Origin of the sequence: Bradyrhizobium sp. HKCCYLRH3059, from assembly GCF_051168035.1 — a bacterium.
Lineage (GTDB): Bacteria > Pseudomonadota > Alphaproteobacteria > Rhizobiales > Xanthobacteraceae > Bradyrhizobium.
The window spans coordinates 139,250-152,759 of sequence record NZ_JBNPUF010000007.1 but is presented as its reverse complement, the minus strand read 5'-3'; the positions used below and the strand labels follow the sequence as shown (position 1 = coordinate 152,759).

Annotated in this window: 8 protein-coding genes; 5 read left to right on the top strand and 3 right to left on the bottom strand. The window is 63.1% G+C overall.

Going from position 1 to position 13,510, the window contains the following annotated elements; translation table 11 throughout:
- Positions 1-140: 140 nt before the first annotated feature.
- Positions 141-2,189, top strand: coding sequence for a TIGR04372 family glycosyltransferase (locus ACQR13_RS22295; RefSeq protein ID WP_316172940.1), 2,049 nt, complete (start codon positions 141-143; stop codon positions 2,187-2,189).
- 150 nt (positions 2,190-2,339) lie between these two features.
- Here ACQR13_RS22295 and ACQR13_RS22290 read toward each other — a convergent pair whose 3' ends face one another.
- Positions 2,340-4,478 (bottom strand): TIGR04372 family glycosyltransferase, encoded by a 2,139-nt coding sequence (locus tag ACQR13_RS22290; RefSeq protein WP_316172939.1) that lies wholly within the window; start codon positions 4,476-4,478, stop codon positions 2,340-2,342.
- Between the two features lie 540 nt (positions 4,479-5,018).
- On the opposite strand from ACQR13_RS22290, the gene ACQR13_RS22285 reads away from it, so the two are divergent.
- From ACQR13_RS22285 to ACQR13_RS22275, 3 genes are all read left to right on the top strand, one after another.
- Positions 5,019-6,980: an acyltransferase family protein gene (locus ACQR13_RS22285; protein ID WP_315753246.1), complete on the top strand. Its 1,962-nt coding sequence runs from the start codon at positions 5,019-5,021 to the stop codon at positions 6,978-6,980.
- A gap of 71 nt (positions 6,981-7,051) precedes the next feature.
- Positions 7,052-8,095, top strand: coding sequence for a hypothetical protein (locus ACQR13_RS22280; RefSeq protein ID WP_315753244.1), 1,044 nt, complete (start codon positions 7,052-7,054; stop codon positions 8,093-8,095).
- Complete coding sequence (locus ACQR13_RS22275; protein WP_315753242.1) at positions 8,073-10,052, top strand: acyltransferase family protein; 1,980 nt, start codon at positions 8,073-8,075, stop codon at positions 10,050-10,052. The genes ACQR13_RS22280 and ACQR13_RS22275 overlap by 23 nt, the downstream gene beginning before the upstream one ends.
- A gap of 5 nt (positions 10,053-10,057) precedes the next feature.
- Here ACQR13_RS22275 and ACQR13_RS22270 read toward each other — a convergent pair whose 3' ends face one another.
- Entirely contained in the window at positions 10,058-11,026 is a 969-nt protein-coding gene (locus ACQR13_RS22270) for a TylF/MycF/NovP-related O-methyltransferase (protein WP_315753240.1), read from the bottom strand.
- A 538-nt stretch (positions 11,027-11,564) separates the two neighbouring features.
- Here ACQR13_RS22270 and ACQR13_RS22265 point away from each other — a divergent pair.
- Complete coding sequence (locus tag ACQR13_RS22265) at positions 11,565-12,470, top strand: TylF/MycF/NovP-related O-methyltransferase (protein WP_315753238.1); 906 nt, start codon at positions 11,565-11,567, stop codon at positions 12,468-12,470.
- Between the two features lie 59 nt (positions 12,471-12,529).
- On the opposite strand, the gene ACQR13_RS22260 is transcribed toward ACQR13_RS22265, so the two are convergent.
- A complete protein-coding gene (locus ACQR13_RS22260; RefSeq protein WP_315753236.1) occupies positions 12,530-13,504 on the bottom strand; it encodes a hypothetical protein in 975 nt (324 codons plus the stop codon).
- Positions 13,505-13,510 lie beyond the last annotated feature (6 nt).

The window sequence follows — 13,510 nt, the reverse complement described above, 5'->3', positions numbered from 1 at the left end:
ATGCCGCCTACGCGTGTGGCTATGATTCGGGCGTCTTGGACGTCCTGCGTGATCGCCTTCCTCGATCTGGATTGTTCCCATGCATCCGTGGAACCGCGAATGGGTTTGAGGGGTTCAAGGAGGCGGAGGACGGTTGGCCGATGCAGCGTTTCAAGGCTTCACTAAGTGTGCTGAGTCCGATGCGCAGATCCGGTATGTTCCAGCCGCCGCCCAGGCAACGCGACCTGCTGGCCGGAATTGCACGCCTTCGAGAATTGACTTTGCTCCAGCCGCAGCGTGCGGCGCGCGCCCTCATCGCAGCGGCAGGCCGGATTCTGGGTTTGCTGCCGCCTCGCCTGGCCTTTTTGATCCTGCTGTTTTCGGAGATCGGGCAACTTCGCGGGCGGCGTCTGCTCGAAAGGGCCTATCAGGTCCATGTGGCTGCATTGCGGGCGAAGAATCCGGGCCAGCAATTCTCTGGACGGCTCGGGTGGTACTTTCCGGTCGAGGTCGCGGAACTTCTGCTTCGGATCGGTGCTGATCGCGAAGCCTATGATCTCATCGTTCAGGATGGGCTCGTCAAATATTCGCCCGCGCTGACCAACATGATGATCCGGTCGCTGTTCGAAGTCGGCGAGTTCGACAAGGCGCATTGGCTGGCATCGCGGCGGCCTCTGCGAGCGGAATCGGAAGCGGAGTGTCATCTCGCTTTCTTCAAGGGGGTGCTCGATATCATCGCGGGGGATGAGGCCGGCGCGATTGAAAGCATGTCGATTGCATGCCGCGGCTTCCCCGGCTACATGCGTCCGCATCAAAACATGGCTTCGCGCCCGGCGCTGAGTTACCAGCCCAACCCGCTCGACTTCGCCTGCGGTGCGGCGGGCAGGCTACATGATCTCTGTAATTTCGCCGGCCAGCGAGTCACTCACGTCGGCCGGGGTGATCTCGGGATTGGATTGTTCACTCGCGCGCTCGCCGCGCAGGAAGATTTGCGCGGCCAAGGATCCCCGGCCGTCTCGGCAGAGGTCAGCCATCTGCTTGGCAGGCTGAACATTCCCCTGGATCAATTGCGGATCCTACCCGAGGAGTGGTCGACCCAGATCGGTCATCTCGGGATGCTCGACATCCTGTTTCGAATGCGCGAGCTGGGGTGGTGGTCCGGAAAGCCACTGATGGTCGTGCGTTTGAACCTTGTCGCCAACAAGCCGTTCATCCGGCTGTTCGAGAGATTTGCCGATATCGTCGTCATCGGGGAGACGGTCTCCGAAGCCGTGGGCGAAGAATTGCTATCCCTGCAGCGCTGGTACGGCATGAACTTCAACGTCTTTCGGCTGCCGAACGGTGAGGTGGTGCCGTGGCAGGAGGCCGGCGCGCTTGCAATCACGCAGTGGGAGCTGGAAGGCCGGGGCCATCCGTTGCGAGACGAGTATGATCGGATCTATGGGGCAAAGCTGCAGGTGCAGCACGATTTCTGGCGGATGCGCAAAGCCTGGGGGATGAAGCCGGACGATTGGTATGTATGCCTGCATACGCGTGATGCTTCCCACTATTCAGAGACGGACGGCACCGGCCAGACCCATCGCAATTCGCCGATCGGAACGTATCTCGACGCAATCCGCGCGATCACGTCCAGGGGCGGCTGGGTCATCAGGCTCGGCGGTCCGAACTCGCCGGCGCTGCCATGCCTCGAGCGCGCGATCGACTATCCGCTCAGCCCATTCCGCTCCGAACTGATGGACATTTGTCTCATTCGGAACGCCCGGATGTTCATCGGCACCACCTCCGGGCTGACGAACGCCGCGATCAGTCTGGGCATTCCAACCGCGCTGCTGAACTGCATCACGACGGACCAGCAGTTGTGGAGCAGTGACGTCCGCTTCGCACTGAAGCCGGTGCGTCTTGCCAACGGAACCATCCTGACCCAGGCGCAGCTCACCTCCAGTCCGTGGCGCTGGCGCCTGTTCGATGCCGGTGTTCTGAGCCGCAGCGGAGCTCAGCCGCAGAACAACACGTCGGACGAGATCCAGGCCGTCGCAGAAGAAGTGCTCGATCTTGCCTCCCGATGCCCGAGGAGTCCCGAGCCACAACTTCTGGCGCGCTGGAAGAGACAGCTTTCAGTATCACACTATTATGGCGCGGGCAGCATCAGCGCCTACTACCTTGCCAAGTACGAGAATGAATTTCTGGCGCCGGACAAGGTCTCGAACTGACGGATTTCCGCGAGCGCTCTCGCATCGATATCTTCGATCCCTTGCGGAATCAGGCCGCGCGCTCTCATACAGACGCCGATATCGAGCTCTCAGGCCCACTCATGGTCGTAGCAAGGTGCTGGCCGTCGCGAGATGTCGATCACGTCGAACTCATTCGCCCCTCAGCAGGTCGCTCGCGTACTTCTCCAGAAAATACCGGCTTGGCCGCGAACTGCCGAAGAAGCCCGGCACCTGGACGTGAGGTTCCCAGCTGCCGTCCACGCCAGGAGCGGGTCCTTTCCGCAGGGGATCGGAGATTTCGAGCACCTCGCGCACGGTTTCCAGAATTTCGTCGGAACTGCTCTCGCTCACGACGAGCTCGGCGCGCGCCACGGATTCATGGGTCGGATAGGCCCAACGATACCGTTCCGAGGTCCATTCGCTCAATGACAGCATCCGGCCATCGGCCCTGTGCACGGGCTTCAGCGCAAAGCGGGTGTCCCTCGACCACAACAGCCCGATCGAACTCAACGCATTCACCATGGCGGTCGGAATGCCGAAGCTGCTTGCCACATAGGCAAAGCCGGAGGTGGTCCCGATGAACATGCGCGCACGGCGCATCAAATGAATGTCCATCTCCGGAAATGCATCGTCGCTGCGGGCATAGTCCACCACACGTTCCATTTGCGGGAACGGGGGCACCTTGCCACCGCCCATCCGGATAACCCAGCCGCCGCATCCGGTGATGTGACGGACCGCATCGAGATAGCTCGCCAGCGATGCGTTGCGGATGGATTCGCCGACCCCGTCGGTATCATTCCGGGTCTGGGCGTCCCGCACGTGCAGGCAGACGAACCAGTCGCCGTCCGCCATGCCCCATCTGCGACGGTAGTCCTGGTAGGTCAGCTCGATGCGGTTGTCGGCGAGCAGCCGGCGGTCGTAGATGTCGCGCAGCGGAAAGGTTCGCTGCCGGCTTTCCCACTGCTTGAGCGCCAGTGACCCCGCATCGTTCCAGTACACCGCACGTCCGTCCTCGAAGCGGAATGCCTGGTGGGAATCGCCGATGAAGGGCGTGAGGCTGGCGAGCTCGTGCCACACGCCGGTGCTGACGTTCTCGCCCAGCGTGAGCGTCGGACAGATGTCCGAGAACAGCGACAGGAACGGCTTGTTGGCTATCCGGTCCTTGTAGGCCAGCAGCAGCGGCTGGCCCTGCCACCACCCCATCTCGCGCATCATCAGATGAACGTTGAGGTGGCCATTATGGCCGATCAACGCGCTCCAGTCCGGAGAGAGCAGCTTGACGTCCGACAGATCGGTGTCGAGCTTCTTGAGAAGGGCCTTGAGCTGAGGGCTGGGAGCGGGAAGGTGGCGGCGCAGGCGCTTCTGTGTCTCCGTCAGCTTGGTGTAGACCTGGGGGACGTGGAACCCCTCGCCGCTGTGGTATGTCGTCAGCAGAAGGTTGCGATAGGCGTAGAACAGGTTGATCTCGGACAGCACCTTGCGCTGCGGATGGTCGGCGGGAAACCGTTCCCAATATTGGCCGCGGTCCTCGCGTGCGGCGAGGATATCGTCGTAGCGGGCAAGGTTCAGCTCAGTGACCAGGGTCTCGATCAGTTCCTTGTCGCAGAAATATTCGTGGACGTAACGGTCGAGAGGGGCCTCGAGCGGCACGGGATCGCCGTCTCTGCGAGCATCGTATTGTCGTCCTTCGAAGGACCTCTGTTCATAACGGAAGTTCCGATGCTCCAGCATGACGTTGATCAGTTCGGCAAACCGACGCAGGTCCCGGGGGCGAAGGGCGATCCAATCGATCGTGTGGGCCTGCGCCAGCAACTCCATGAAATAGCCGGACGTCAGCTTGTTCGTCAGCCTGCCAATCGCCTCCATGAACTCATCGTCAACCCGTCCCCAGTCGATGTTGGGAAACAGCTGGAGAGCATGCTTGTCCTTTTCGCACATCAGAAGGAAGAGGATCAGCTCATTGCAGTATTGATCCGAACGGGGACTGGCGAGCACCCATCCCATTTCCTTGTCCAGATCGGGTCCGCAGAAATAGCGAAACTGCCGGTCGAACTCATTTCGATGTGCATAGCGGTGAAAAACGAGTGCGACCATGAATGCCTGGCGGAACGGCAACAGCGCAAAGATCAGGTCCTTGAGGGATTCGGCCCGCTCGCCGACGACGTTCAGGTACCAGCTGATCGCCTTTACGCCACGCTCAGCCAGGCTCGATTTCAGTGATCGGATCATGCCCTGCCGGCGTGGCGCGGGTTGGCCGGCCGGATCTGGATGGATGGACTCGAAGGACATTCTGGAGCCCCATGCCCGACCGCGACGGCTGCGCAGCTCATGACTATACTGCTCTTCGAATATAGTTCTATTCAGCCGGCCGCAAGCCGTTGAGCGAGCGGCGCTCCGGAGGGGTGCGAGAGGCGGGCGGCATGTAGAACAGCCGACTGACCCGAGGTTGTGATCTCGGTTCGTTCGATGTCGTCGCTCTTGTCAACGAACTGGACGACAGATAGCCTTTGTCCGCATTTTCGTGCGTGATTGTCGATCTGGAGGTGTGACGCAGATCGTGGACCTTCGCAATGGCGAGGCCGCCACCCATGCGAGCCGATCGTAAGCGAAGGGGATGGCGAGGGCGCCTTGAAGACCGTCGACGTCCTGTAGACCACCAACGCGAGGCTGGTCCCGTTGTCAGCGCGTTGCGTGCCATCGGACGGCCGGTGAGGTCCGGGAAAAACTTGTGAATATCTCCGAATTTGTCGGCAGCCGGCGGCCTTACTGCTACGTCCTTTGGACGGATTCAGCTTTTCTGCCGAAGCTGTCCTGGAGCGCCCCGAGCCGATGAACTTTGTCCAGCCGAACCTTGCCCGCGACGAGGCCCGCGCGACGCCCCTCGGTTATCGCAAGGATATCGACGGCCTGCGCGCGGTCGCCGTGCTGCCCGTTCTGCTCTATCACGCATTTCCGACCACCGTTCCCGGCGGCTTCTACGGCGTCGACATCTTCTTCGTCATCTCCGGCTACCTGATCACCGGCATCATCCACAAGCAGATGCTGTCGGGCAGGTTCAGCGTCGCCGACTTCTATGCACGCCGCATCCGCCGCATCTTTCCCGCGCTGATCATCGTCGTGCTCGTCACCTTCCTGATCGCATGGTTCGTGCTGCCGCCACGTGAGATGAAGTCGCTCGGCACCAATATCGCGGGCGGCGCGATCTTCATCCAGAACTTCATCCTGCTCGGCCAGGTCGGCTATTTCGACCTCGCCGCGGACAAGAAGCCGCTGCTGCATCTCTGGTCGCTGGCGATCGAGGAGCAGTACTACGTGGCCTGGCCGCTGTTGCTGATGCTGATCGGCGCGTGGCGGCGCAGGAGCTTTGCGATCACAATGGCGCTCGCCGCGGCCTCGTTCGTCGCCTGCGTTGTCGTGCAGCCGCGGGCGCCCGATTACGCGTTCTATCTTCCGGTCACCCGCGCCTGGGAGCTGCTGGTCGGCTCGGCGCTCGCGTTGTGGGTCGGCGGCAGGGGCGCGGCCAATGCGCCGGGACCGGCGGTGCTCATCGGTCGCGAAATCGCCGCCTGGGCTGCGTTGCTGGCGATCGGCGCGGCGTTCTGGCTCTATGATCGCAAGCTGCCGCACCCCGGCTTCCTCACGCTGGTTCCGGTGCTGGCCGCCGCCGTGCTGATCGGGACCAGCGGCACACTCGTCCATCGCCTTGTGCTGGGCGCGGGCGCCAGCGTCTTCGTCGGCCTGATCAGCTATCCGCTCTATCTCTGGCACTATCCGCTGATGGCCTATGCGCGGACCCATTTCGTCGATGGGGTCGCACCTTCGGTGATGTGGGCCATCATGATCGCCAGCGTCGTGCTGGCCTGGCTGACCTATCGCTATATCGAGCGGCCGATCCGGTTCGGGCGGCGGCTGGTGCTGCTCAAGATTGGAGCTCTTGTGGGCGGCATGGCTGCGCTCGGATTGGTCGGACTGTCCGTCGATCGTACCAATGGCTTCCCCGGTCGGATCCCAGAGAGCATTCGCAGCTACATGCTGACCGGTGGGGAGACATCGATCCACTGGCGTCAGGGCAAGTGCCTGCTGCTACCAGACCAGAGCGCGGCCGATTTCGCCGCCGAATGCGCGGGGGAGGGGCGTCATCCGCTCGTGCTTGTTTGGGGTGATTCGTTCGGCGCGTCTCTCTATCCTGGGCTCAGATATCTTGGTGACGAGCGACGGTTCGACGTGGCGGAATACACCGCTTCTTCCTGTCCACCGCTGATTGGCTTTGTTCAGACGGACAGACCGGGCTGCAAGGGAGCGAATGATTTCGTCGCCGACCGGCTCGCTGAGCTCAAGCCCGAGCTGGTGCTTCTGTATTCCACCTGGAGTTATGGGCCAACTGAATCGGTTCGTGACGGGCTCCAACGAACGGTGTTGCGATTGAAAGCCGTCGGCGTTCCCAAGATCGTTCTGCTGGGGCCTCCGGCCTCTTGGTTAGGCGACGGCTTGCCGACCAATCTTCTTGAGTATTACTTCCGAACTCATGACCTGCTGCCGGCGCGGACGTGGTATCGCTCCAACGATAACTGGACACGCGCTCAGGAGGCGTTTCTCGAGAGCGAAGCAAAGACACTGGAGATCCAGTACGTCTCGACCCGCCAGATCATGTGCAACAATGACGGGTGTCTCGCCCGCATCGGGAAGGATGGATCAGAACTCACGAGCTATGACATCGGCCATCTGACTTATCCCGGCGCGATCTTCGTGGCCGGACGGGCGCTGGACGCTGTGCCCGGTTTTGAAAAATAGGCATGTTGGCCGATCGCCCGGGTCACTCGATGAATCGTCGGACAGAGGAAGCGGGTCTTCCAAGCGGGGATGTGGGCCAAGGCGAACCGGGCCGCGCCGGCCGGCGCTATCTGGGTTGCCTGCTCGGACTGACCGTCGCGATGCTGGGCGGCCTGTCGCTTTGGTTCGCCGTCAAGGGCGGCGACCATTTCAGCGCGATCAGCAGGCCGGGCGACGCCGCGTGGTATCGCGACTTCGGTGGCGACGGCGTCACCGAGATCCAGGACCAGGATCTGTTCTTCCACAATATCGGCCGCTCGATCGAGCATGCGCGGCAGGCGGACATCATCATCCTCGGCTCCTCGCTGGTGTCGTTCGCGATCGATGGCAACGTCATTCGCGACCGCCTCGAATGGACCTATGGCCTGAAATTCTACAACATGGCCTTCGTCGGTGTCGCCAGCGGCGAGTTCGCGCGGCAGGTCGCCCTCAAGCATCATCTTCATCCGCGCCTCTGGATCGTGAATGCCGATGACGGTGGCGGCGGCGGCAGCTTCTTCCACCGCAACCTGACCCGCTCCTTCGGTGCCGACGTCCGTCCGATCCCGAGTACGACGCTCAGCCGCTTCGGCGCACGTTACGAGGTGGTCCGGCGCAATCTGCGCTGGCGGTTCGAAGACGCGACGCGCGATGTCCGCCGCGCCTTTGCGGCGCCAAGGGCAAACGCGATTCCGGCGTTCGAGCGCGACGACCGGACCGGTGCGGCCGACATGCGCGGGTTTCCGCGTTTTCTCGCCGATGGAAATCCCGGCGTGAAGATGACGCGCGATCCGGACTGCCACGCCACGCCGGATCTCGTTGCCAATGCGCGCGATCTGGTGCAGTCGCTCGGAGCGCCCGTCGTGCTCACCCTGGTGCCGAATTTCCACGGCTGTCGGACTCAGGTGCGCGAAATCGCTGACGCCGTCGGCATCGAAACGGCGATGCCGGCGCGCACCGACTATTCGAGCTGGGACGGCGGTGGCCATCTCGATCGCAGGGGCGCCGGCGACTTCACCCGCGATCTTATCAGCGCTCTGGAGACGACCAGTGCGTTTCAACGGATGCGCGAGAATGACGATCGTCGGCAGCGTTGACCACCGAACCGACGGCAGCGTCTCGTCGCCGCAGGCGACCACGGCGCATGCGTTGAAGTACTGGCCAGACATCGACGGGCTGCGTGCGATCGCGGTGATCGTCGTGCTCATCTATCACGCCTTCCCGCAGCTGCTGCCCGGCGGCTTTGCCGGCGTCGACGTCTTCTTCGTGATCTCGGGCTATCTGATCACGGGCATGATCGACCAACAGCGCGCGGACAAGAGCTTCAGCTTCGCGACGTTCTACGCCCGCCGCATCCTGCGGATCTTCCCGGCCCTGATCACGGTGGTACTGGCGACCTTCCTGATCGCGTGGTTTGTGTTCCCGGTGGCCCAGATGGAAGCACTCGGGTCCAACATCACGGGTGCTGCAGCGTTCATTGAGAATTTCATGCTGCACGAGCAGATCGTCGGATATTTCGATCCGGGCGCCGAGCGTCTTCCGCTACTGCATCTTTGGTCGCTCGGCATCGAGGAGCAATACTACATCCTGTGGCCGGCTGCCTTCGTGCTGATCGCCCGCAGGCCGTCGCACAAGGTGGCCATCGTTGCAGCGCTGGGCCTTGGCTCGCTTGCGGTCTGCCTGGCGACCCCCGCCGAGCAGGCGGCCTGGGCCTTCTACGCGCCAACCACGCGAGGCTGGGAGCTGTTGGCCGGATCGCTCCTGGCGGTGTGGTTGCCGCAGCGTCCCATCCTTCGAACGACGGCGGCGAGCGGAAGCCTGCTCGCCGCGATCGCGGCGGCAGGTCTTTTCGCGGCATTCTTCAGCTTCAGCGCAGCCTCGCCCTGGCCGGGCGTCCGGACCATCATTGTCGTGATTTCCGCCATGCTCTTGATCGCAACCGGCGACACGCTGGTTCACCGGATGTTGCGCTGGCCTCCGCTGGTCTTCGTCGGTCTCATCAGCTACCCGCTCTATCTCTGGCACTATCCACTCCTCGTCTTCACCAGGCTGCATTTCGCCGGCGCGGCCCCGGAATGGGCGCTGTTCGCTGTGCTTGGGCTCAGCGCCGTGCTGGCCTGGGTCACGTGGCGTTCCATCGAGCGGCCGCTCAGGTTCGGAGCGGCCCCGGTCGCATGGCGGGTCGGGCCGTTGCTGGCCGCCATGACCATGGTGGGGGCGGTCGGCATCACTGCGACCACCACGCGCGGATTGCCGGTTCGGTTCGCCCCGGAGATCAGGGGATTCATGCTCTCGGGCAGCGAGACGACGTCGCACTGGCGCCGTGGCCGCTGTCTGCTGATCCTGCAACCCGCATCCGAGTTCGGCGCCGACTGCGCGGGGCAGGGAGGCCGGCCGCTGTTGCTGATCTGGGGCGACTCCTACGGGGCCGCGCTGTATCCGGGGCTGCTGCACTTCTCGCCGGAGCGCGGCTACGACGTCGCCCAGTACACGGCCTCCGCCTGCCCGCCGCTGATCGGCTACACGCTCGCAGCGCGCCCATTCTGCAAGAGCATCAACGTTGACGTCGTGCAGCGGATTGGTCGCTTGCGTCCCGATGTTGTCATCCTCGATGCGACGTGGGGCCACGGTGAAGCCGAGCTGCGCGAGGATCTACCGCGCACGGTCGAGCAGCTCCGGGCGCAAGGGGTCGGTCGTATCGTCGTGATGGGTCCGCCGCCCGGCTGGCAAGGCGTTGGTCTGTCGCACAACGTGCTGGAGTACTATCGGCAGACCGGGAAGATATTGCCGGAACGAACATGGTTTCGTTCCAACGATGAATGGACGCGCGGGCGCGACGCGCTGCTTCGCGCGCTCACCCGCGAGCTCGGGATCGATTACATCTCGGTGCGTGATGTCTTCTGCAACGACGAGGGATGTCTCAGCCGCATCGGCCCCGGCGGCTCTCAACTGACGGCATTTGATGCCGGGCATCTTACGGTGCCCGGTTCCATCTTCCTGGCGAGCGACACCCTCGACCGCCTGCTCGGTCCGTCCCGGCAGCGGTCTCGTTGAGCCGGCTATTCCGGGTCCGCCGGGATGCCGCGATAGGAGTGGATGATGAAGCGCTTTCCGGCGATGGAGTAGTCGCCGCAGTCACTGGCTTCAATGTCGAACTCTGCGACCAATTCGCGCCAGGCTCGGCGTTCGCCGGTGCTTGGAAGCGCGCGATTGGCATTCCAATCGTCGAACAGAAGCGCCGCCCCCGTCGAGACCATCCCGCGCTGGAACAGCGGCACCAGGGCGTCCATCGTCGACTGATAGAGATCGCCGTCGAAATGGATCAGCGCAAAACGCGTCTCCGGCGGCAGTGTCTTGACCGTGTCTGCAAACCAGCCGTCATAGATCTCGAAACGATGGGGCGGGATGATCCTGCCGATCCGCTCGCGCAGCTCCGGTGCGGCCAGCACTTTGCATCCGCCCTTCGCCCACGCCCCGGAGACCACATGGGGAGATGACAGGTCCACAGGAGACGTGATTTCCGGCAGTCCCTCGAAACTGTCGAACAATCTCAGAACGCGAAAGGGATTCTCGCCGGATGCGCTCTTGCTCAGCGGCTGACGTTGCAGGTCGAAGACCATCGATGTGGCAAGAGCCTTCGCGGTGAAGCCTCCCATGGTGCCGAACTCGGCGACGTCGCCATAGACGTGTGACCCATTGATGTACTGCACGGAAAGCGTCAGCATCTTTGCTATTTCCTGTGCCGCAACGATGAGAACGTCTTCGTAGGTATAGTAGGAGTCTGGCGAAGGAAGCTGGTGAAGCTTGTATCTCTCGAGTGCGATGTCCTGTATCGGCCGACCATCCTCGCTCGGAGCGGGGGCAGCGATCACAGGCGGGGACGACGTGTTCGTTCCAGGCTCCTGATGGGGGCCACCCGGCCAGGGCAATGGGGGCTCGGACATGATTGCGCGCTTGACCGAGCGCAGCCAGTAGAGCGCCGCCGGCGAGAGTGCATTTGCAAGCCCATTCTTCAACGGGGTAAGCATTCGAATATCTCCGACGCGGTGCAGCCCAGGCGCCATGCGACCTCGAAAGAAGCGGTCATCAAGACCGTTTCGGCCCGGCTATCCCGCTTAACGTTCCCGCGATGGCTGTGCAAGGAAAAGGTCGGTCGGCGACGCCGAGCAGTTCCGTGAAGGCGAGCGCATCATCTCCACGGGGAACAGCGTTGGACGTCGATCTATCAGCGGTCACGATCGGCTGCTACACGGTCCGAGCGTTGGACAACGTGTCGGAGACCTGCCACAACTTACAGGTTCTGTGCGTAGATGCTGGGGATGGCAGATGGGACTGGTCACGGCTGGGAAAGGTATCACCAACCAGATGTTACGCTCGGTTGGTTTGCAGTTGGTGCGAACTGAGACGATCGATCGGTTGGTGGCGGCTCAGCGCGCGGCAGCGTCCGCAGCGCCTCCTGCCCGGGGACCGGACCCGGTCCCCGCTGAGGTGCCGGCCGTTGCGGACCCTGTTGCCAAGCAGGTGGAGGCCGCTTTTCGGAGCAGCGTTGAAGCCAACAAGTTTCGCATGGTGCCACGCGATGGTGAGCCGGTAGAGACGGTCAGCCGGGCCTATCTCACGACGCTGCAGCGTGAATCGGCTGCGCTCCGGGTCCAGGGAGACGAGCTGGTGCAGCTACGCCGCACCGTCGAATTGCTGTCGGCCGGGGGAGCGGCCGTGCAGCAGTCACCGCCGCAGTCCGGACAGGAGGCGCCGGCGGGCGACGGCATCTATGTTCCGATCTACGATTTCGATGGACTGCGCAATGATCCCCACGTGATCCACAATCACGACTTCATGCGCGAGCCGCGCTTCGTTGCCGCCTACAAGCGCGCGGTGCAATCGACGGTCATCGACCATCGCTATTACTGGCGTGTTCACGTCGCGCTGTGGTGTGCCAGCCTCGCCCTGCGGCTCGAGGGGGACTTCGTCGAATGCGGTGTCTGGAAGGGTCTGTTGAGCACGGCCATCGCCTCCTATTTCGATTGGAACAGCGTCGGCAGGAAATTCTTCCTGTTCGATACGTTCCGAGGGGTCGACGAAACGCAGTTGGCGGACGAGGAGCTGATCAACATTCCGCATTTCCGGATCGGCTACGGGGAGGATATCTACGACCACGTCGTCAGGAACTTCGCGGAGTTCAAGGATGTCGTGATCACCCGCGGCAGCGTTCCGGAGACGCTGACCAGCGTCGACATCGGCAAGGTTGCCTACCTCTCGATCGACATGAACAATGCGGCCCCCGAGATCGCCGCCGCGAACTACTTCTGGGACAAGCTGTCGCCTGGCGCTCCGATCCTGCTCGATGATTACGGCTTTGTCCGCTACGAGGCCCAGAAGGCAGCGTTCGACGCCTTCGCGGCCGAGCGCGGCGTTGCGATCCTGGCACTGCCCACCGGACAGGGCCTGATGATCAAGCCTGACGCCTTATGAGAGGCGCGAGCGCATCCCAGCCCCTGCCTCCATTCCTGGTGCAAGCGGGCGGCCATGCGTCAATAGAGGCTGGCAGCCCGGCGTCCGTCGGCCAGCGCGTCGTGGACGTCTGCGGTCCGCTCCTTCGGCAGCTTGACGAAGAACGGGTCCGCCGGCCAGTGGTTCATGCCGGCGACCATGATCGTCATCTCCTCGTCGGGCATGCGGGGCATGAATACCAGATCAATCGCGGAGCGTGTCTTGTGCGACGGCGGGCTGCCGCGATGCATGAGGCGGGTTGCGTCGAACACCAGCAGATCACCGGTCTTGCCCAGAACCGTGTGCTCCCGGTAATTGGCGTCGCGATACTGGAAGGGACCGGTCTGCTCGTCGACATCGCAGAGATAGAGCACGCCGCGAATGACGCCGGCGGGACAGTGGTCGCTATGCCATTCCTGGGGGCCGACGCCCTCGGTCACATGCGGCTTCGAGCGCACCAGCCGGACATTGGCGACCTTGGCCGGGCAGCCGAGCACACCGCGGAAGAAGGAATCGAAATCGCCGCCGCTGAACAGCGCGTGCAGATAGTCGACGAGGGCGGCCGACGGCATCCCGGTCTGCAGATCCTGCGTGTAGGAGGCGACGCTGTTGCCGGCCCAGTCCCACGCCGAGTGGCGATTGCTGACGTCGCGATCGAAGCTCTCCGTTTCCCGGAACATGGTCGCCTTTTCCGGATTCGTGCTGATCACCGTGACGCCGTTCTGCTGGAACGCGACGATCTTGTCGGCGAGCTGGCTCGGCGTCTTGTGCGGATCGAACTTCGGCGCATGGGCCGTGCACAGCGGCGGGGCGCTGTTCGCGGCCGGGAGCAGCGTCAGCCGGCGCGGCTGCGCCGTGCCGTTCTTGTCTGCGGGGGCTGCGTCAGGACTGAGATGTCCATTCAGGCGGTCGAGCGTGTCGGCCCGCACCAGGCGGTAGCCGAGAGCGCCGAGCGCCTGGTTGACGCCGCCCTTGAGCCGCTGCTTGGCGGTGCTGATCATCGATCCCAAGGCCATGCTGTC